The organism is Pseudomonas fluorescens, from assembly GCF_002837185.1.
GTDB lineage: Bacteria > Pseudomonadota > Gammaproteobacteria > Pseudomonadales > Pseudomonadaceae > Aquipseudomonas > Aquipseudomonas fluorescens_AM.
Genome location: NZ_KZ477996.1, coordinates 1 through 19,476 on the forward strand (window position 1 = coordinate 1; position 19,476 = coordinate 19,476).

The 19,476-nt window shown below is 63.6% G+C and carries 17 protein-coding genes; 15 read left to right on the forward strand and 2 right to left on the reverse strand.

Going from position 1 to position 19,476, the window contains the following annotated elements:
- Positions 1 to 303: 303 nt before the first annotated feature.
- Positions 304 to 2,265: a sigma-54 interaction domain-containing protein gene (locus CIB54_RS13245; protein ID WP_101219997.1), complete on the reverse strand. Its 1,962-nt coding sequence runs from the start codon at positions 2,263 to 2,265 to the stop codon at positions 304 to 306.
- A 175-nt stretch (positions 2,266 to 2,440) separates the two neighbouring features.
- Between CIB54_RS13245 and CIB54_RS13250 the strand changes: the two genes are divergently transcribed.
- Genes CIB54_RS13250 through CIB54_RS13260 form a run of 3 tightly spaced genes read left to right on the forward strand, consistent with a single transcriptional unit; the run spans position 2,441 to position 5,166 of the window.
- Positions 2,441 to 3,445, forward strand: a complete 1,005-nt coding sequence (locus CIB54_RS13250; RefSeq protein WP_101219998.1) for a Gfo/Idh/MocA family oxidoreductase — start codon at positions 2,441 to 2,443, stop codon at positions 3,443 to 3,445.
- On the forward strand, positions 3,442 to 4,221 hold the full coding sequence (locus CIB54_RS13255; protein WP_065952339.1) for a TIM barrel protein: 780 nt from the start codon (positions 3,442 to 3,444) through the stop codon (positions 4,219 to 4,221). The genes CIB54_RS13250 and CIB54_RS13255 overlap by 4 nt, the downstream gene beginning before the upstream one ends.
- A gap of 18 nt (positions 4,222 to 4,239) precedes the next feature.
- Complete coding sequence (locus CIB54_RS13260) at positions 4,240 to 5,166, forward strand: sugar ABC transporter substrate-binding protein (RefSeq protein WP_101219999.1); 927 nt, start codon at positions 4,240 to 4,242, stop codon at positions 5,164 to 5,166.
- Between the two features lie 532 nt (positions 5,167 to 5,698).
- Here the strand turns inward: CIB54_RS13260 and CIB54_RS13270 are convergent.
- Positions 5,699 to 8,449 (reverse strand): beta-glucosidase, encoded by a 2,751-nt coding sequence (locus CIB54_RS13270; protein ID WP_101220000.1) that lies wholly within the window; start codon positions 8,447 to 8,449, stop codon positions 5,699 to 5,701.
- Between the two features lie 509 nt (positions 8,450 to 8,958).
- Between CIB54_RS13270 and CIB54_RS13275 the strand changes: the two genes are divergently transcribed.
- The 12 genes from CIB54_RS13275 to gspD all read left to right on the forward strand — a co-directional run bounded on the left by CIB54_RS13275 (position 8,959) and on the right by gspD (position 19,245).
- Positions 8,959 to 9,183, forward strand: a complete 225-nt coding sequence (locus CIB54_RS13275) for a hypothetical protein (RefSeq protein WP_065952955.1) — start codon at positions 8,959 to 8,961, stop codon at positions 9,181 to 9,183.
- 154 nt (positions 9,184 to 9,337) lie between these two features.
- Positions 9,338 to 11,068, forward strand: a complete 1,731-nt coding sequence (gene gspE, locus CIB54_RS13280) for a type II secretion system ATPase GspE (RefSeq protein WP_101220001.1) — start codon at positions 9,338 to 9,340, stop codon at positions 11,066 to 11,068.
- Positions 11,065 to 12,267, forward strand: a complete 1,203-nt coding sequence (gene gspF / locus CIB54_RS13285; RefSeq protein WP_065952957.1) for a type II secretion system inner membrane protein GspF — start codon at positions 11,065 to 11,067, stop codon at positions 12,265 to 12,267. The genes gspE and gspF overlap by 4 nt, the downstream gene beginning before the upstream one ends.
- A 20-nt stretch (positions 12,268 to 12,287) precedes the next feature.
- Positions 12,288 to 12,713 (forward strand): type II secretion system major pseudopilin GspG, encoded by a 426-nt coding sequence (gene gspG / locus CIB54_RS13290; protein WP_101220002.1) that lies wholly within the window; start codon positions 12,288 to 12,290, stop codon positions 12,711 to 12,713.
- A gap of 9 nt (positions 12,714 to 12,722) precedes the next feature.
- A complete protein-coding gene (locus tag CIB54_RS13295; protein WP_065952959.1) occupies positions 12,723 to 13,154 on the forward strand; it encodes a type II secretion system protein in 432 nt (143 codons plus the stop codon).
- Positions 13,151 to 13,513, forward strand: a complete 363-nt coding sequence (locus CIB54_RS13300; RefSeq protein WP_101220003.1) for a type II secretion system protein — start codon at positions 13,151 to 13,153, stop codon at positions 13,511 to 13,513. The genes CIB54_RS13295 and CIB54_RS13300 overlap by 4 nt, the downstream gene beginning before the upstream one ends.
- Positions 13,510 to 14,139 (forward strand): prepilin-type N-terminal cleavage/methylation domain-containing protein, encoded by a 630-nt coding sequence (locus CIB54_RS13305; protein WP_065952961.1) that lies wholly within the window; start codon positions 13,510 to 13,512, stop codon positions 14,137 to 14,139. The genes CIB54_RS13300 and CIB54_RS13305 overlap by 4 nt, the downstream gene beginning before the upstream one ends.
- Positions 14,136 to 14,861, forward strand: a complete 726-nt coding sequence (locus CIB54_RS13310; RefSeq protein WP_101220004.1) for a general secretion pathway protein GspK — start codon at positions 14,136 to 14,138, stop codon at positions 14,859 to 14,861. The genes CIB54_RS13305 and CIB54_RS13310 overlap by 4 nt, the downstream gene beginning before the upstream one ends.
- Complete coding sequence (locus tag CIB54_RS13315; RefSeq protein ID WP_101220005.1) at positions 14,858 to 15,901, forward strand: PilN domain-containing protein; 1,044 nt, start codon at positions 14,858 to 14,860, stop codon at positions 15,899 to 15,901. The genes CIB54_RS13310 and CIB54_RS13315 overlap by 4 nt, the downstream gene beginning before the upstream one ends.
- Positions 15,876 to 16,487: a type II secretion system protein GspM gene (gene gspM / locus CIB54_RS13320; protein WP_057721904.1), complete on the forward strand. Its 612-nt coding sequence runs from the start codon at positions 15,876 to 15,878 to the stop codon at positions 16,485 to 16,487. Before CIB54_RS13315 ends, gspM begins: the two co-directional genes overlap by 26 nt.
- A complete protein-coding gene (locus CIB54_RS13325; RefSeq protein ID WP_101220006.1) occupies positions 16,484 to 17,008 on the forward strand; it encodes a general secretion pathway protein GspN in 525 nt (174 codons plus the stop codon). The genes gspM and CIB54_RS13325 overlap by 4 nt, the downstream gene beginning before the upstream one ends.
- Positions 17,005 to 19,245: a type II secretion system secretin GspD gene (gene gspD, locus CIB54_RS13330; RefSeq protein ID WP_101220007.1), complete on the forward strand. Its 2,241-nt coding sequence runs from the start codon at positions 17,005 to 17,007 to the stop codon at positions 19,243 to 19,245. Before CIB54_RS13325 ends, gspD begins: the two co-directional genes overlap by 4 nt.
- Positions 19,246 to 19,476 lie beyond the last annotated feature (231 nt).

Sequence of the window (19,476 nt, forward strand, 5' to 3'; positions counted from 1 at the left end):
GGGTTACCCACGAATTCAAGCCTGCGTTCGGCCAGCGTGGTTTAACGGGGCGCCTGAGATCAAGATCAAAAGCGCGGCGGCCTTAGAGCCGACCGGTATCTTGTGCCGATCCGCGATCCAAATGTGGGGGGTGGTGCGACGATTCGACTTGCCTGCGATGGCGGTGTGTCAGTCACGAATGCACTTACTGACTCTCCCTCATCGGGGGCAAGCCCCCTCCCACATTTGGATTACGCAGCGTCAGATAGATACGCGTTGGCTGTCCGGCCGTCACGGGAGCAAGCCTCGAACATTAGTAACCGTTCAGAGCCCGCGAAAATCCCCGGCATTCAACCCAAACCGATTCATCTTGTTGTAAAGCCCGCCCCGGGACACGTTCAACTGCCGGGCGGCCAGGCGGATATTGCCACCGGTGTTTTTCAGCGCGGCAACGATGGCGTGCCTTTCGTGACTGCTCAGGTCTTGGGTAAGTTGCGGCGCATAGGCATGGACCAGCGGACGAGGCCGGGTGTCCAGCGGCAAGTCGCCCGGCTGGATCAACTCCCCCATGGCCAGGTTGGTCGCCCGTTCGATGGCGTTTTCCAACTCGCGCACGTTGCCCGGCCAGGCATGGGCGCAAAGCAGGGCCAGCGCATCCGGGGAGAAACCCTGCACCGATTTGCGCAACGAGCGCGCGCAGCGTTTGAGGAAGTGCCGTGCCAGCAAGGGAATGTCTTCGCGGCGCATCCGCAGCGGCGGCACCGTCAGGTTCAGCACATTCAGGCGGTAGTACAGGTCTTCGCGAAACGCGCCTTCGGCCACTGCCTGGCTGAGATTGCGGTGGGTGGCGGCGATGATGCGCACATCCACTTGGCGTGCGCTTTTTGCGCCAACCCGCGCGACTTCACCTTCCTGCAACACCCGCAACAGGCTGACCTGGGCGTCGAAAGACATGTCGCCAATCTCATCCAGGAAAATGGTGCCGCCATCGGCCAGCTCGAACTTGCCCGCCGAGCCGCCACGGGCTGAACCGGTGAACGCGCCCTCGACGTGCCCGAACAACTCACTCTGCACCAGGTCCCGTGGAATGGCGCCGCAGTTGACCGCCACGAACGGGCCGTGGCAACGCTCGCTGGCATTGTGGATGGCCTGGGCGAACAACTCCTTGCCGGTGCCGCTTTCGCCAAGGATCAGCGTGGTGGAATCACTGCGGCTGGCGATGCGCCCCAGGTGCAGCGCGTCCTGGATCGCCTGCGACGCGCCCTGGATGGTGTCGAAGGTATAACGCGCCTGGGTGCCGACAATGCGCCGGGTGATTTCACGAATGCGCCGGTTTTCGCGCAGCGACACAATCACCCCGCCCTGCCCCAGCGGGCACACCGAGACCAGGCAGGCAAGTTGGCTGCGATCATGCAGCTGGAACGTGCAATCCAGATCGCGCACAGACTCGCCCAGCGCATCGCTCAATTCACTGCGGCCCAGGCACTGGAAGGGACTGCCAATCAGCTCCAGTCCCACCCCGAACAACTGCCGGGCATAGCGGTTAAGCGCCTTGATGCAGCCGCGTTCATCCACGACCACAAGGCCTTCGTTGAGCACTTCGAGCACGGTTTGCTGTTCTTCCAGCAGCGCTTGCAGCGCCATCTGCCGCGACACGGCTTCAGCGGCCGCCTGCACGGTGCCCAGGGTATGAAAGTGAAACCAGCCGGGTTCGGCGGTGAGCGTCAGCACGGCCAGAGTCTGGCCCTGGGCATTCTTGATCGGTGCGGCGGCGCAGTGCATGCGGCGCTGACGCAGGCCGACCGCGAAGTTTTCTTCGGCCAGCACATACACCAGATGATCTTCAGCCAGCGCCAGGCCGGTGCAGTTGGTGCCCTGGACCGATTCGAGCAGACGACTGCCCACGGGCGTGATATCCAGCCCGCAGAAATACAAGGTGGTGCCCTCGCCATCGGTGAGGTTGATATGCCCGCGCGGGTTGTACGCCAGCAACCCCTGCATGACTTGCGCGGCGGCGGCGATCAGCACGCGGTGGTTGGCCAGCGTGGCCGCGAGGCTGTCGGCGGCGACGAAGCGGTAAGCGTTATCTGCCGGATCAATGCCGGCCTTGACGCTGCGCCGCCAGGAATCCCAGATGCTTTGACGAACCTGCGGCGGGCACTCTGACTGGCCGCGCAGGCAGGCCTGCCACGCCTGCTCCAACGCCGCGACCGGGCCGTCATTCAGCGCGGCGGGGCCCAGCGCCGTCAGGTAATCGAGGTCTTGCGCACTCATCGCCAGTGTCATAAGCGGCTTCCATGTTCATGTTGTCGACATGTCAGCATAGACATGTCATTTAAATGAACACTATTTTTTTAAAAACCTTTATATATCAGCGGCTTGTATTTTGGCACAGCCCTTGCTCTCGTCCCTTTGCCCGCCAGGACCGTCCTGGGGGGCCAACAATAAAAAGGGGTCATACATGAATACCAACAGCATTCGCCTGGGCTTGATCGGCGCCGGCCGCATGGGCAGCTTCCATGGCCTCACGGCCGCCCGGCACATTCCCGGCGCCTGCCTTGCCGCCATCGCCGATCCTACCCCGGGGCAAGCCGCACGTCTGGCGGCAGAACTGGGTGTGGACAAGGTCTACACCGACCCGCAGCAACTGCTCGACGACCCGGACATCGACGGCGTGCTCATCGCCGCCCCCGCCCGCAGCCATGCCGAACTGGTGATCAGCGCCGCCCGCGCCGGCAAGGGGATTTTCTGCGAGAAACCCATGGCCATTACCCTCGATGAAGCCGACCGCGCCATCGCCGCTGCCGCCGATGCCGGTGTGCCCCTGCAGGTTGGCTTCAACCGGCGTTTCGCCAAGAGCTTTCGCAGCGCACATCTGGACGTTGCCGCAGGACGCGTCGGCACCCCGCAGTTGCTGCGCTCACTGACCCGCGACCCGGCATTGCACAACCCGGCTGCGTCACCGCAATGGGTGATTTTCCTGGAAACCCTGATCCATGACTTCGACACCTTGCGCTACCTCAACCCCGGTGCCGAAGCGGTGCAGGTGCACGTGATGGCCGACGCGCTGATCGCCCCGGCATACAAGAGCCAAGGCTTGCTCGACACCGCCGTGGTGACGATCCGCTTCGATAACGGTGCGATTGCCACCGCCGAAGCCAGCTTCCAGGCCGTGTATGGCTACGACATACGCGGTGAAGTGTTCGGCAGCGCCGGCATGCTGACCATGGGCGGCGTGCAGGCATCCGACCTGGTGCGCTACCAGGCCCAAGGCATCCAGGCCGACACCCAGCGCCTGGACACCGACTTGTTGCGCGATGCCTACATCGCCGAGCTCAACCACTTTGTCGACTGCCTGCAAAGCGGCGCCAAGCCCCTGGCCAGCGGTGAAGATGCGCGTGCCGCCCTAGCAATTGCGCGCGCGTGTATCGAGTCCTACGAGCAAGGCACGGCGGTGACCCTGTGATCCCGTTCAAGCTGGCGGTCAGTGCCGAGATGGTGTTCCTTGACCTGCCGTTCGTGGAGCGGGTCAAACGGATTGATGCGCTCGGTTTCAGCGCCGAAATCTGGAGCTGGGCAGACAAGGACATCAACGCCCTGGCCGCGACAGGCGCCGACTTCACCTCAATGACCGGCTACATCAGCGGCACGCTCACCGAGCCTGACGGTATCCGCCACTTGCTCGACAGCGCCCGTGAGTCCTTGAGCGTTGCCGAGCGCCTCGATTGCCCCAGCCTCAACCTGCACGGCACCGGCCTGGGTGACGGCGGCCTGCCGGTGCAGCCCGTGAGCCGAACCACCGGGCGCATGTGGCTGAGCGCCTGCAAGGCCCTGGAAAGGATCGCGCGCCTGGGCGAGGACGCTGGCCGTGTGTTCCTGCTGGAAAACCTCAACACCGAGCTGGACCACCCCGGCACCCCGTTCGCTCGCGCCGACGACACCCTGGCCCTGATCGAAGCGGTGGGCAGCGCGCATTTGAAGATGAACCTGGACCTGTACCACGCCCAGATCGGCGAGGGAAACCTGATCGAGCTGATCCAGCGCGCCGGCCCCGCCATCGGTGAAATCCAGGTGGCCGACGTGCCTGGACGCCAGGAACCCGGTACCGGCGAAATCCATTACCCGGCGATAGCCAGGGCCCTTCATGCCATGGGCTACAGCGGCGTGGTCGGCCTGGAAGGCTGGGCCAGCGGCGACAGCGAAGTGGCCCTGGAGCGTTTTCGCCAAGCGTTCACCCTATAACAACAAGAGGAACACCTCATGCATCGCTATTCATTGATCGTGGCCACACTGTTACTGCTGTTCAGCCAATCGAGCTTCGCCGCGTATCGCATCGGCGTGAGCATCGCGCGGGTCGACGATAACTTCATGACCTACGTGCGCACCGGCCTTGAAGCGGCCGCCTCGCAACAGGACGTGCAGATTCAGTTCGAGGATGCCCAGGGCGACGTGGTGCGCCAGCTCAATCAGGTCGAAGGCTTGCTCAACCAGAACGTCGACGCGGTGATCGTACTGCCGGTGGACACCGCCGCCACCGCCAACATCACCCGCGCGGCCGTCGCCAGCAAAACCCCGCTGGTGTACGTCAACCGCCACCCGGATGAACGCACATTGCCCGAGGGTGTGGTCACCGTGGCGTCCAACGACATTGAAGCCGGGCAATTGCAGATGCGCTACCTCGCGCAAAAGCTCGGCGGCAAGGGCAACGTGGCGATCATCATGGGCGACCTGGCGCAAAACGCCACCCGAGACCGCACTGAAGGCGCCAGGCAGGTGCTCAAGGACTTTCCCGGCATCAGGGTTGTTGAGCAGCAAAGTGCCGAATGGCAACGCAGCAAGGCCATGGACCTGACCAGCAACTGGCTGCTGGCAGGCACACAGTTCGACGCGATTGTGGCCAACAACGATGAAATGGCGATTGGCGCCGCCATGGCATTACAGCAGGCGGGCAAGGCCAAGGGCGAAGTGGCGATTGTCGGTATCGATGGCCTGCCTGATGGGCTGGCGGCGATCCGGCGCGGCGTGCTCAGCGCATCGGTGTTCCAGGACCCCAAAGCCCAGGCGACCCAGGCCGTGCAGGCGGCAGTGCGGATGATCAAGGGCGAGCCGATTGAGTCAGAGGTGTGGGTGCCTTTCGAGCTGATCAAACCCGAACAGGTGGCCGTCTTCGAGAAACGCTACAAATAAATCAAAGCCAAGAAGATTCAAATGTGGGAGGGGGCTTGCCCCCGATGGCGGCCTTTGGGCCGACTAGGATGTTGGATTAGACCCGAGTACATATCCGTTCCTGCGGTAATGGCGGCTGGCGGTTCCGCTTTTACAGCGGGTCACTTTTGGAAAAGAGCCCCAAAAGTAACCAAAAAGGCTCTTGCCCCACCACTCGGCACCTCGCCCAGGCTCGGTGTGCCCGAACGCAGGCTTGAATCCGTGGGCCGCCGCAATGGGCCATCCCTGGCCCAGTGCGGCTAACCCGGCGTCCTGCCGGGTTGCCCACGGATTCAAGCCTGCGTTCGGCCAGCGTGGTTTAACGGGGCGCCTGAGATCAAAAGCAGATCAAGATCAAGGTCAAGAGCGGCTCGCTGCGCATCGTGGTTAGGGGGGCGCTGCAGTATTGTGTAGATACCTGTGTAGATACCTAGGTGCCCGATAGCAGTGATTCAGTCGATACAAGTGTCGACTGGACAACCGCTATCGGGAGCAAGGCACCCTCCCGCAGGGATCAGTTGCTTGCAGCACTGCCCTGGCTGCTGTCATCGCTCATGTCATAGCCATCACCGTCGCTGGTGCCGCTATCCCCTTCATTTTGATGCAGCACGCCGCCGGTCTTCACCGTCGATTCACGCAACGTCGAATTAAGCGCCGAACGCGGCAGCGGGTTGCTGGTGGTGGTCGACAGTTCCTGGCGGAACGGGTTGACCAGCTTGGCGTTCAGGCGGATGTCCTGGGACGAAGCGCCCACCGACAGGTTGAAGCTGTCGGCATCCACCACCCACTGCTTGCCGGCCACATCGTAGTAGGCCAGCGAGCGGTCGTTGAGCTCGATGGTCACGCGCTTGCTCTGGCCAGGCTTGAGGAACACTTTCTTGTAGCCCTTGAGCTCCTTGATCGCGCGTTCGACTTTCGGGTTGTTCTGGCCCACGTACAGCTCGGCCACTTCGGCGCCGGCGACCTTGCCGGTGTTGGCCAGATCGAACGACACCTTGATCGGCGCACCGGCCACTGCGACGCCAGGGCTGACGCTGATGTTGCTGTAGCCGAAGGTGGTGTACGACAAGCCATAACCGAACGGATACAGCGGCTTGATGCCCTTCTTCTCGTAGCCGCGATAGCCCATGAACAGGTCGTCCTTGTAGCTCATCTCGCTCAGGGTTTCCTGATTGTCGAACTTGGGGAAAGTCGCATAGATCGGGTTGTCTTCGATATTGCGTTCGATACTGATCGGCAGCTTGGCCGACGGGTTGACCTTGCCCAGCAGGATCTCTGCCAGGGCCTGGCCGCCGTTCTGCCCAGGGTAGAACGCGTGCAGTGCGGCCGGCACCTGGTCGATCCAGTCGCTCATCTTCAAGCCGGTGCCGCCGTGCAGGGTGACCACGGTGTTCGGGTTGACCTTGGCGATGCTCTGGATCAGCAGGTTCTGGTATTCCGGCAGGTCGAAGCTGTGGTCGAAGCCTTCGCCCTCGTATTCATTGCTGTTGCCGGCTGCCACCAGTACGGCGTCGTACTGGGCCAGGTCCTGTGGCGCAACCAGCGAGGCCCAGCTCATCTGCACGCCGACCAGGCCGCCCATGGTGGAGAGGTAGCCGTTGCGGCGCGAGTATTCGAGCTTGATGTTGACCGGTTTGCCCGCTTCAAGATTGACCTTGGCGAACACCGGGATGGTCGGCGGAATGCTGTTGTTCGGCAGCGGCTTGCCGTCGCCGTTGTCGAGGACTTTCTTGCCGTTGACGTACAGGCGTACCGCACCGTCGGCGCGGATCTTGAACACCTGTTCGCCGCTGACGGTCGGGGTGATCTGGCCGCTGTAGCGAATCGACGTGGCGGCGGTATCGCCATTCACCGGCAGGCTGTCGGTGGACCAGTCGAGGTTGATGTGGCTGTCAGTGCGGGTGGCAGCCGGGTCACCGGACCAGTTGGTATTGCTGAAGAACTCGGTCTTCAGGCCTTTGACGCTAGTGCCATTGCTGTCGGCATGGGTCCAGCTGGAGGTGGCCGGGTCCAGCGACAGCCCGTCGATGAACTCGACCTTGGCGCCTGGCGCCAGTTGCTGTAAGCCGCTCAGCTCGCTGATGTAGTTGGCGGCCATCACATTGGCGCTGCCGAAACCGGTAGGCGGCGCGTACTTGGCCAGGGTGCCGACCACGGCGATGCGCTTGACCTTCTTGGCGTCCAGCGGCAGCAGGCTGTTCTGGTTTTTCAGCAGCACGATGCCTTCGCGCGCGGCATTGAGCGCCGTGCGGTTGCTGGTGGCGCTGTTCATGTTGTGGCTGGTCAGCGGGGCTTTGCTGTCGAACTTGTACAGGTAGATCTGCTTGAGGATGCGGCGAACCTTGTCATCGATGGTCGCGCTGCTCAGCTCACCACTGTCCAGGTACGGCTTGAGGACGGTGCTGTTCATCTGATAGCCCATCATGTCCAGATCAGTACCGGCCTGTGCTGCCGGCAAGCCGTCGACCACGGCGTTGTAGTCACTCTGGACGAAGCCCGGATAGCCCCATTCGGTTTTCAGGATGTCGCGCATCAGGTGCTTGTTCTGGCACGCGAACTCGCCGTTCACCTTCTGGAATGCACACATCATCATCGCGACTTTGCTGTTCTTGGAGGCGGACTCGAAAGGCGGCAGGGTCATCTCGCGCAGCACGCGCTCGCTGATGGTTTCGTTGAGGTGGAAGCGGTTGCTTTCCTGGTCATTGGCGGCGAAATGCTTGGCGTTGGCCCACACCCCGCGCGACTGAATCCCGTTGATCACTGCCGGTCCCAGGCTGGCGCCGAGGAAGGGGTCTTCACCCGACAAATACTCGAACGCACGGCCGCTGTACGGCATGCGGTACAGGTTGACGCCGGGGCCGGTGACGAACTGATATCCGCCGCTGGCGGTGTCGTAGCCCAGGGCGCGGCCCAGGTCGATGGCGCGACGCGGGTTCCAGCTGGCTGCCAGGTTCGGCCCGGACGGGTATACCACGCCCTGCGCGTTGCCTTCACTGGTGTAGCGCACGCCGACACCGCCGTCGGCGCCGTGGATCTGCGGGACGCCGTACTGGATCAGCGGCTTGACGTCCCAACCGCCAGTGCCGCCGATGTAGGCGAGTTTTTCTTCCATGGTCATCTTTGCCAGGGTTTTGTCCGCGGCCTTTTCTGCGCGGCTCACCCGGCCCTCGTCCAGGGCCGGGCTGGTGGCCGCATGCACCTGGGACACGGCCAGTGCCAGCAGGGCAAATGCCGACTGCGCACCGATCAATTTGCGTTTGTTCATGGGTTTCTCCGACAACTGTTTATTGAAAATAGGGCGCCAAGACGCGCGCTTCACACAGCGCGCTCGTCACTTTTTCACGGGCAATAGTCCGCCTTGATCGCAATTTTTAACCAATGGCTAATTGCAACTACTTGGCAGTTTTTGCAGTATTAAAAGTTTAATAATTGTAGTGATTGTTGTTATGGGTAGTGTCTAAGTGGCATCACGCGATGGCGTTTTGAACCGCTAAAACTGCATAATTAAGGCAATTCTTGCGGTTATAAGTCAAACAAAAGCTAATTTTTGCGTGAAATAAGAAATATTTCATTACGTTTTGGAACTAAGGTTAAACCTACCAGTCGATTGGTTTAAGAAAATTTATGGCGGCATGGCGAACTAGTGGCGTTGCCCGGTAGTTCTAAAAGGCCATGTTTTATACAAGCTGTCATTCACACCGCTTTGGTGTAGGGTCTTGATCGAATTCAAGGCGCCACTTGAGCTGTCCGCTGTTTTTGAACTGGAGAATGTTTATGAAAATGTCCCTGATGGGTGCCGGCCTCGTGCTCGGCGTTGCACTGAGTGGCGCGGCCATGGCCGCTGAATCAACCGACGCCGATGCGACGTCGGGTGCTACCGATTCCACCGTGCTGACCCAGACCCACGACGCCAAGGCGGCGAAAAAACAGAAAGCCGAAACCACCAAGGGCGGCCGACCGCTGAGCAGCAGCCAGGCCGCGCCGAAGACCTCGAACTAACCTGGAAACGCGGTCTCCTGTGGGAGGGGGCTTGCCCCCGATAGCGGTGTATCAGCCAGCACATGCGCCAACTGGTCCACTGCTATCGGGAGCGAGCCCCCTCCCACAAGGGTTCCTGCAGTTCTGTAGAACATTGCCCCTCAGATAGCTGCTTATGCCAAGTCCCTCAACGCCCATCGATGCCTGCCAGATGCACGTCCCGGATACCGAACAGGTCTGCGCGTGGCTGATGCAACAGGCCGGGTTGAAAACCGTGGACCTGGAGCGCGCCCGTCGCCTGTCCCAAGAGGGCGCCGACACTGAATTACTTGGCCTGCTGACCCGCCTGGGGTTGGTCTCCGAAGTCGAACTGGCCCGCGCCTGGGCCGACCTGCTCGGCGCGCCGCTGCTGCTGGCCGACGCCGCGCCACCCTTGCTTGACCCTTTACCGAACCTGACCGAGCGCTTTATGCGCCACTACCAGGTGGTGCCCGTGGGCTGGAGCCAGGGTGGTCTGCGCGTGCTGGCAGCCAACCCGTCGCGGGTCTACCCGTTCCAGGCCATGGCCTATGCCTGCGGCGTGCCCGTGTGGCTGGCGGTCGGCCCGCGCAACGAGGTCGAAACCCTGATCGAGCGCTACTACGGCCAGGGGCGCTCGGCCATGGGCACGCTGATCGAAAACCTCGACGAGCAGAGCGGTGCGCTGGAAGACATCGAACACCTCAAGGACATGGCCTCCGAGGCGCCGGTGATTCGCCTGGTCAACCTGATCCTGCAGCGCGCGGTGGAACATCGCGCCTCGGACATCCATATCGAACCCTTCGAAAACCAGCTCAAGGTGCGCTACCGCATCGACGGCGTGCTGCACGAGGCCGAGGCGCCACCGTCGAGCTCATCCGCCGCGGTGATTTCGCGGGTGAAAATCATGGCGCGCCTGGACATCGCCGAACGGCGTCTGCCCCAGGACGGCCGGATCATGCTGCGCATCCAGGGCAAGGAGCTCGACCTTCGGGTGTCTACCGTGCCCACTAGTTTTGGCGAATCGGTGGTCATGCGTCTGCTTGACCGGCAGACCGTTCAGTTCGATTTCCAGAGCCTGGGTTTCGACGGACAGCGCCTGGAAACCTTCCTTGAAGTGCTGGAGCGGCCCCACGGCATTCTGCTGGTGACCGGCCCGACCGGCTCGGGCAAGACCACCACGCTGTACACCGCGCTGTCACGGCTCAACACCGCCGAGCGCAAGATCATCACGGTTGAAGACCCGGTGGAATATCAACTGGAAGGCATCAACCAGATTCAGGTCAAGCCGGCCATCGGCCTGGATTTTGCCGGCGCGCTGCGCTCCATCGTGCGTCAGGACCCGGACGTGATCATGATCGGCGAAATCCGCGACCTGGAAACCTGCCGCATCGCTATTCAATCGTCGCTGACCGGGCATTTGGTGCTTTCTACTTTGCACACCAACAGCGCGGCGGCGAGTATCACGCGGCTGCTTGACATGGGGGTCGAGAGCTACCTGATTGCCTCGACCGTCAACGGCATCCTGGCCCAGCGCCTGGTGCGCCGCCTCGACCCTGCCACTCGCGAAGCTTTTGAAGCACCGCCCGAACTGATCGCCGAGCATGGCCTGGACAGCTTTACCGATGCGCGACCGATCATGCTCTATCGCCCGCGTGCCAATGCGCCGGGCGGTGGTTACCACGGTCGCAGCGCAATCACCGAATTGCTGGTGATGAATGAAGAACTGCGCGGCCTGCTGATGCGCCAGGCCGACGCCGCCACCCTCGAAGCCGCCGCCCGCCGTGGCGGCTTGCGCACTTTGCATGAAGAAGGCCTGCGCCAGGCCGTTGCCGGCGTGACCTCGCTGGAAGAAGTGCTGCGCGTGACCCGCGGGGAGGGCACGTGAGCCTGTTCAAATACCGCGCGCTCGACAGCCAGGGCGCTGCGCAAAACGGCACGCTCGACGCCAAGGACCTCGACGCCGCCGTCGCCCTCTTGCACAAGCGCGGGCTGCTGGTGTTGCAGGTTGACGTCGCCGGTGCCCAAGGGCTGCTCAATGCCCTTGGCCGTGGTCAGTTGAGCGGCGCGGCGCTGGTCAGTTTCACCCAGCAACTGGCCACCCTGTTAGGCGCCGGCCAGCCGCTGGAGCGCTCGCTGGGCATCCTGCTCAAGCAACCTGGCCAGCCGCAGACCCGCGCCCTCATCGAGCGTATCCGCGAACAGGTCAAAGCCGGCCAGCCGTTATCCAAAGCGCTGGAGGAAGAGGGCAGCACGTTCTCGCCGCTGTACCTGAGCATGGTGCGCGCGGGCGAGGCGGGCGGCGCCCTGGAAAACACCCTGCGCCAGCTCAGTGACTACCTGGAGCGCAGCCAATTACTGCGGGGCGAGGTGATCAACGCGCTGATCTACCCGGCCTTTCTGGTGGTCGGCGTACTGGGTTCGCTGGCGCTGCTGCTGGCCTATGTGGTGCCGCAGTTTGTACCTATTTTCAAAGACCTCGGTGTGCCCATTCCGCTGATCACTGAAGTGATTCTCGGGCTCGGCCAGTTTCTCGGGGCCTACGGCCTGGCAGTGTTGGCCGGCTTGATCGTGATGATCTGGACGCTGGCTGCACGCCTGCGTGACCCGCAGCGCCGTGAACGTTATGACCGCCGCGTGCTCGGCATCCGGGTGATCGGCCCGCTGCTGCAACGGGTCGAAGCGGCGCGGTTGACGCGCACCCTCGGCACTCTGCTGAGTAACGGCGTGGCGCTGCTGCAGGCGCTGGTGATCGCCCGGCAGGTGTGCACCAACCGCGCGCTGCAAGCACAAGTCGCCCAGGCCGCCGAATCCGTCAAGGGCGGCGGCACCCTCGCCAGTGCCTTTGGCGCGCAGCCGCTGCTGCCCGACCTGGCGCTGCAAATGATTGAAGTCGGCGAACAGGCCGGCGAACTCGACAGCATGCTGCTCAAGGTCGCCGATGTGTTCGACGTTGAAGCCAAGCGCGGCATCGACCGCCTGCTCGCCGCGCTGGTGCCGTCGCTGACCGTGGTCATGGCGGTGCTGGTGGCGGTGATCATGCTCGCGATCATGCTGCCGCTGATGAGCCTGACCAGCAATATATGAACCCTCAAGGAAGCAAGCCGATGCGCCATACCCGATTCAAGTCTGCCCGCCGCCAGGGCGGTTTTACCCTGCTGGAAATGCTCGCCGTGATCGTGCTGCTGGGCATCGTCGCGACCATCGTGGTACGCCAGGTCGGCGGCAATGTCGACAAGGGCAAGTACGGCGCGGGCAAGGCGCAACTGGCGAGCCTGAGCATGAAAATCGAAAGCTACGGGCTGGATGTCGGCTCGCCGCCCAAGTCCCTGCAGCAACTGGTCGACAAGCCGGGCAACACCGCCGGCTGGGCCGGCCCGTATGCCAAGCCGTCGGACCTCAAGGACCCGTTCGGCCATGCCTTCGGCTATCGCTTCCCCGGCGAGCACGGCGCGTTCGACCTGATGTTCTACGGCCAGGACGGCCAGCCCGGTGGCGAAGGCTACAGCGCCGACCTGGGCAACTGGGAATAACGGCTGAACATGGCCAACGCCCAACGTGGTTTTACCTTGCTGGAGATGCTGGTGGTGATCGTCTTGATCAGCATCGCGGCCGGCTTGGTGGGTTTTGGCCTGCAACAAGGCCTGCGCGCCGCCAAGGAGCGCCAGGCGGTCGGGCAGATGGTCGAGGCGTTGCGCAGCACGCGGGCGCGGGCGATTGTCAGCGGCACCGCGCAAAGCACGTTGTTCGACTTGCGCAGCCTCAGCTTCCAGGCCCCTGGCCGCCCGAAAAAACACTGGCCGGCCGACCTGCAAGTCACCTTGCACACGGCCGAACACGCGGGCTCGGCGGTGGAGTTCTACCCCGACGGCAGTTCCACCGGCGGCAACCTGTTGTTGGCCAATGGCAGCCGGCGCTGGCGCATCGATATTGGCTGGCTGACCGGCAGCGTGCAGTCCAGGGCGCTGCCATGAAGCGGCAAGCCGGGTTCACCCTGCTGGAAATGCTCGCCGCGCTGACGCTGATGGCGATCTGCAGCACGGTGCTGCTGGTCGCCTTCGGCCAGAGCGCGCGCGCGCTGTTGCAAGTCGCCCACAGCGACCGCCTGAGCCATGCTGCCGTCAGCGTGATGGACCAGGAAGCAGCAGGCCTCCTGGCCAATGGCGTGCGCCACGGCGATCTGGACGGCATCGCCTGGCAGCTGCGCATCGCCCAACAGCCGACCCGGATCGGCCAGCCGCACGTGTTTCGTCTCGACCTGACGGTCAGCGAAGGGCCGCGCCACGCCAGTTTCAGCACCTTGAAACTGCGTGCAGCAGGGGCCGGTTTGTGAAGCGCCGTCAGCAGGGCTTTACCCTGCTCGAAATCATGATCGTGCTGAGCCTGCTCGGCGTATTACTGACCCTGGTCGGTGGCGCGCTGCTGGGGGCCAATCGCGCGGTGCTCAAGGCGCAGCGCTATACGGTCAGCCTGGATGAAATGCGGGCTGCGCAGCAGTTTTTGCGCACTGCGATCAGCGAGGCGCTGCCCTTGGACGTGACCGAGGACGACAGCCAGACCGACGGGTTTTTCGCCGGCAGCCCGCAGCGCATGCAGTTTGTCGCGACCCTGCCGGGCGTGCTCGGTGGCGGGATTCAGCGCTTCACGCTGCAGTTGACCGGCGCCGAGGCGCAGCGCGATTTGCAGGTGGCGTTCGCGCGGTTTGAGTCTCCAGCGCAGGTCAGCGTACCGGCGTCGCGCAGTGAGCCACAGGTGTTATTGAAAGGTGTCGAAGATCTGCAGTTCAGCTATCGCGGCGTGTCGCCCAAGGGCCAGGCCACCGGCTGGATCAGCGAGTGGCCGTGGACCAAGCGTTTGCCCTCGGCGGTGCGGATTGCGGCGCGCGTCAACGGGCCGGTGCCTTGGGTCACCCAGGTGGTCGCGCTGCGGTTGAACCTGTCGGGTGGGGGCCCTGAATGATCCGGCATCAGCGCGGTGTCGCGCTGCTGCTGGTGCTGTGGGTGCTGGCGTTGCTCAGCCTGCTGCTCGGCGGCCTGGCCGGCTGGGTGCAACTGGAAACCCGCCAGGCGGCGTGGCACCGCCAGCACACCCAGGCAGTGCTGGCCGCCGAAGCGGGCGTGGCGCTGGCGATACAGGGCCTGGCCGACCCGTTGCAGCGCAAACAGTGGATCGCCGATGGGCGTGAAATCCCGTTGGTGTTCGACGATGCGCAGCTGCACGTCAGCCTGCGCAGTGAGCGCGGCAAGTTGTACTTGAACAGCGCCGAAGTCGGCGATTTCGCGCGGCTGGCCCTGGCCTGCGGCGCGACCCAGGCCCAGGCCAGCCAGCTCGCCAAGGACCTGGAGGTACGACGCAACCAGGGCCTGGCGCCGTTCAGGGTCATAGAAGAAGTGCGGCAGTTGCCGGGCATGACCCAGGCGCTGTACAGCGCGCTGGTCCCCGAGATCAGCTTGTGGAGTGGCCTGGACCGGCCCGATCCGGCCTTCGCCAGCGCGCTGATGCGCCGCGCCTTGAACCTGCCGCACCTGAGTGCGGTGGGCGCCGACCCTGGTGAAGTGCTGGTGATCGACAGTCGCGCGCAACGCCCCGGCGGCCACCACGCCCAGTTGCAGGCCACCGTGTTATTGAGCCCCGCGCAAGGCAGCGCACAACCTTATCGAGTCTTACGTTGGCAAGAATGAACGAACACTTATCCGCACGGCTGCAGCTGCTGACGGAGCCCATCACCCAGCGCTGGCGCGGCAGCCTGCTGCAAATGGGCTGGCGGCTGTGGCTCAAGGAGTTGCGTGGCTGCCTGCCGGCGTGGCTGTCGCTGCAGGACATCCCCGAGCATGTGTACCCATGGCCGCTGACCGCGCCTGTGTCGCCCGTGGCCGGCGACGCGCGCCAGGTGCTGTTGCTGGCGCCCTCGGCGGTGCTGGTGCAAGCCTTGCAACTGCCCCCGGCGGCGGCGCGCAACCTGGCGACGGTGGTGGGGTATGAACTGGACCGTTTTACCCCGTTCGATGCGGCGCAGTTGTACTTCGTCGCGCGCCAGGAGCGGCGCACTCCAACCCACGTGCACGTGACGCTGGTGGCGATCCTGCGCGAGCGCCTCGACCAGATCCTCACGGAGTGCGCCGCCCTCGGTTTGCAGCCACACGCGGTGGATGTGGCGGACGCGGCGGGCGTCCCGATGGGCATCGACCTGCTGCCGGTGCCGCTGCGCCCACGCCAGCGCCCGGCGGGCAAAGGCCTGCAACGCAGCCTGCCGTGGCTGTGCGGCGCCTTGCTGATTGCCGCCATGCTGCTGTGGCTCAACGACCGCCAGCGCGTGCTCGACAGCATGCAGCAAAGCGTGCGTGCGCAAAAAGCCCAGGTCGCCCAGATCCAGGCCCTGCGCCAGCAACTGCTCAATACCCGTGGCGCCGCGCAGTACCTGATCCGCCGCAAGACCGCACAGCCGCCGCTGGCCGGGCTGCTCAACGAGCTGACCGCCTGCCTGCCGTCCGACACCTGGATCGACCAGTTGGAAGTCAACGACGGCGCCGACGTTTCATTCTCCGGGCAAAGCGCCAAGGCCAGCGCCCTGATCACCCGGGTCAAGGGCTGCCACAGCCTGGAAAACGCCCAGTTCGAAGGGGTGATCCAACCCGATGCGCAAACCGGCAAGGATCAATTTTCCTTGCGCGCTCACCTGCACCAGGAGGCCGCCGATGCGCCGACCACTGACACCCCGTGAACGTCGTGGCGCCGCCCTGATCGGCCTGGCCCTGGTACTCGGCGCCGCGTATTGGCTGTTGGTCGACAGCTGGTTCGCCGGCCCCTTGCGCGAGATGGGCGAGCAGGCCGAGCAGCTGCGCGAACAGCAGCAACGCTACGCCGGCGTATTGCGCCAGGGCGACTCCCTGCGCCAGCAACTCGAGGAGGCCCGCCAGGACCCGGCCAGCAGCACCAGCCTGCTGCCAGGCGATGACCCCAGCGCCGTGGCGGCGGACCTGATGCAACGCATCGCCGACCTGATCAACAGCCGCGCCGGCCTCGGTGGCGGCTGCAGCCTCACGCAGCGCATGCCGATCACCCCCGAGCAGGACGACAGCGAACCCTACCGCCAAGTCAAAGTCAGCCTGACCCTGAACTGCGCCATCGAACCCTTGACCGCGATCCTGCATGAGCTGGAGTACCAGCGCCCGTTTCTGTTTGTCGATGAGATGAGCATCCGCCGAGGGCCGAACGCGCCCGCCAGCGGTGGCGCCGGTCAACTGGTGGTGCACCTGCTGGTGCGTGGCTACCTGCAACCGGCTTCTGCCGCGCAGGTGCGCCGATGATCAACGCACTGCGTCCCCTGGAGTGGCTGTTGCTCGGCGTGGCCGGGCTGTTGGGCCTGTTGATGGTCGGCATCCTCAGCAGCATCGGCGATGCGCCCGAGTGGTTGCCGGCGCCCGAACCCGATGCGCGCGCCAACGCCACGGCCAAGGCACTGGTGGCCCCGAGCGCAACCCTGGAGAGCCTTGCCGGCACCTGGCAGGCGCCGCTGTTCAGCCCTGACCGCAGCCCTGACCGCGCGGTGGGCCAAGCCGCCGTCTCCAGCCTGTCGAGCCTGACGCTGACCGGCATCGTGCTGGACGGTGACCTGCGCGTCGCACTGCTCAAGCGCGCGGACGGCCCGCCACTGAAAGTCCACCAGGACCAGACCCTGCCCAACGGCTGGCGCCTGGAACACCTGACACCCCGCGAAGCCCGCTTTGTACTCGACGGCCGCACGCAGACCCTGAGCCTGCGAGGCCTGCGCCTGCCGCCGCCGTCCACCACACCCCCGATTATCCTTCCTCACGAGTCCGCCCCTTGATCGATACATTCCCCGGCGCTTTGCGCACCACCGTGTTTTGCCTGGCCACCGCCGTTTCCCTCGGTGGCTGCGGCACATTCCCCGAGCATCTGGACCCGGACGAGGCCTTGTTGCACGAGGCGATGCAGGGCACCGGCGCGCAACGCCCGCCCGTGGACCCGGCCAGCGAACAGGCCCCGGCCGACAGCAGCCAGCCCCAGGCCAAGACACCCCTCCAGCGCCAATTGATTCGCGGCAACCAGCAGTTCGTGCGCCAACCAACAGCAGCGCCGGCCGGCAAGGCAGAGGCGGGCGGCGACATCGTGTTCAACTTCGCCGACCAGCCGATCGAAGCGGTGATCAACAGCGTGATGGGCGACCTGCTGCATGAGAACTACAGCATTGCCCAGGGGGTGAAGGGCAATGTCAGCTTTTCCACCTCCAAACCGGTGAACAAGGAGCAGGCGCTGTCGATTCTGGAAACCCTGCTGTCGTGGACCGACAACGCCATGATCAAGCAGGGCAACCGCTATGTGATTTTGCCGGCCAATCAGGCGGTGGCGGGCAAGCTGGTGCCGCAGATGCGCGTGTCACAACCGTCCAGCGGCCTGTCGGCGCGGCTCTTTCCACTGCGTTACATCTCGGCCACCGAGATGCAGAAACTGCTCAAGCCGTTTGCCCGCGAGAATGCCTTTCTGCTGGTTGACCCGGCGCGCAATGTGCTGAGCCTGGCCGGTACCCCGCAAGAGCTGGCCAACTATCAGGACACCATCGACACCTTTGACGTGGACTGGCTCAAGGGCATGTCGGTGGGTGTGTTCGGCCTGCAACGCGCCTCCGTCGCCGAGCTGATGCCCGAACTGCAAAAAATGTTCGGTCCTGACAGCGGCATGCCGTTGGCGGGCATGGTGCGTTTTTTGCCGATCGAGCGGACCAACTCGGTGGTCGCGATTTCGTCGCAGCCACAGTACCTCAGCGAAGTCGGTGACTGGATTCACACCATCGACGAAGGCGGGGGTAACGAGCCGCAGATGTATGTGTACGACGTGCGCAACATGAAGGCCACCGACCTGGCCAAGTACCTGCGGCAGATCTACGGCAGCGGCGCAATCAAGGACGACGCCCCGGCCAAGGTCGCGCCCGGCTTGCGCACCGCGACCCTGTCATCGCCCGGCACCAACAGCACGTCCGGCAGCACGCCTGGCGTGCTGGGCGGCAACAGCAGCGGCATGGGCAACACCAACCAGCCTACCCGCGAGGATGACGAGCAAGACGCCCAAGCCAGCGAAGACACCGACAGCGCCGACGACGGCAGCACGGCTGACGCGCCGGCCAAAAGCCTCGACGCCGGTACTCGCATCACCGCGCAAAAAAGCAGTAACCAGTTGCTGGTGCGCACGCGCCCGGTGCAGTGGAAGGAGATCGAATCGGCGATCAAACGCCTCGACAATCCGCCGCTGCAGGTGCAGATCGAGACGCGCATCCTTGAGGTCAAACTCACCGGCGAACTGGACCTGGGCGTGCAGTGGTACCTCGGTCGCCTGGCCGGCAATTCCACCAGCACCACGGTGGCGAACGCCGCCGGCAGCCAGGGCGCGTTGGGCGGTGGCGGAGCCGGGCTGGGGGCGGCGGATTCGTTGTTCTATTCCTTCGTCAGTTCCAACCTGCAAGTGGCCCTGCACGCCCTGGAAACCAACGGCCGCACCCAGGTGCTGTCGGCGCCGTCGCTGGTGGTGATGAACAACCAGCCGGCGCAGATTCAGGTGGGCGATAACATTCCCATCAGCCAGACCACGGTGAACACGGGGACTTCTGACACTACCTTGAGCAGTGTGGAGTATGTGCAGACCGGGGTGATTCTGGATGTGGTGCCGCGGATCAATCCGGGAGGTCTGGTGTATATGGATATTCAGCAGCAGGTCAGTGATGCGCAGGATCAGGCGTCGTCGAATAATGACACGCCGAATAATCCGCGTATCTCCACACGGTCGGTGTCGACGCAGGTGGCAGTGCAGAGTGGGCAGACGGTGCTGCTGGGCGGGTTGATCAAGCAGGACAATGCGGACTCCGTCAGTGCCGTGCCGTACCTGGGCAAGATCCCCGGCTTGCGCTGGTTGTTTGGCAACACCAGCAAATCCAAGGACCGCACCGAATTGATTGTGCTGATCACGCCCCGGGTGATCACCAGCAGCAGCCAGGCGCGGCAGGTGACGGATGATTATCGCCAGCAGATGCAACTGCTGAAGCCGGCTAACTGAAGGAACGTGGTTAAAAATGTGGGAGGGGGCAAGCCCCCTCCCACAGTTGATCCTCTTTGTGTCAGGTGTATCCGGGCTGGGATTGGCAGGTTAGTTATTATTTATATGAATAAACATTTTTAAAAATAATGAAATTCAAGAATATTAGCTTATGCCCAAATAGCATTATATTTTTGAAATCCATTCCGTTATGTTTGATTGCAACAGCCTACCCCTGACCCCGGATGGTAC

What these genes read in the sequence shown, in the direction of transcription:
- CIB54_RS13245 (WP_101219997.1), bottom strand. Translation starts at nt 2,265, where the DNA reads ATGACACTGGCGATGAGTGCGCAAGACCTCGATTACCTGACGGCGCTG.
- CIB54_RS13250 (WP_101219998.1), top strand. Translation starts at nt 2,441, where the DNA reads ATGAATACCAACAGCATTCGCCTGGGCTTGATCGGCGCCGGCCGCATG.
- CIB54_RS13260 (WP_101219999.1), top strand. Translation starts at nt 4,240, where the DNA reads ATGCATCGCTATTCATTGATCGTGGCCACACTGTTACTGCTGTTCAGC.
- CIB54_RS13270 (WP_101220000.1), bottom strand. Translation starts at nt 8,449, where the DNA reads ATGAACAAACGCAAATTGATCGGTGCGCAGTCGGCATTTGCCCTGCTG.
- CIB54_RS13275 (WP_065952955.1), top strand. Translation starts at nt 8,959, where the DNA reads ATGAAAATGTCCCTGATGGGTGCCGGCCTCGTGCTCGGCGTTGCACTG.
- gspE (WP_101220001.1), top strand. Translation starts at nt 9,338, where the DNA reads ATGCCAAGTCCCTCAACGCCCATCGATGCCTGCCAGATGCACGTCCCG.
- gspG (WP_101220002.1), top strand. Translation starts at nt 12,288, where the DNA reads ATGCGCCATACCCGATTCAAGTCTGCCCGCCGCCAGGGCGGTTTTACC.
- CIB54_RS13295 (WP_065952959.1), top strand. Translation starts at nt 12,723, where the DNA reads ATGGCCAACGCCCAACGTGGTTTTACCTTGCTGGAGATGCTGGTGGTG.
- CIB54_RS13300 (WP_101220003.1), top strand. Translation starts at nt 13,151, where the DNA reads ATGAAGCGGCAAGCCGGGTTCACCCTGCTGGAAATGCTCGCCGCGCTG.
- CIB54_RS13310 (WP_101220004.1), top strand. Translation starts at nt 14,136, where the DNA reads ATGATCCGGCATCAGCGCGGTGTCGCGCTGCTGCTGGTGCTGTGGGTG.
- CIB54_RS13315 (WP_101220005.1), top strand. Translation starts at nt 14,858, where the DNA reads ATGAACGAACACTTATCCGCACGGCTGCAGCTGCTGACGGAGCCCATC.
- gspM (WP_057721904.1), top strand. Translation starts at nt 15,876, where the DNA reads ATGCGCCGACCACTGACACCCCGTGAACGTCGTGGCGCCGCCCTGATC.
- CIB54_RS13325 (WP_101220006.1), top strand. Translation starts at nt 16,484, where the DNA reads ATGATCAACGCACTGCGTCCCCTGGAGTGGCTGTTGCTCGGCGTGGCC.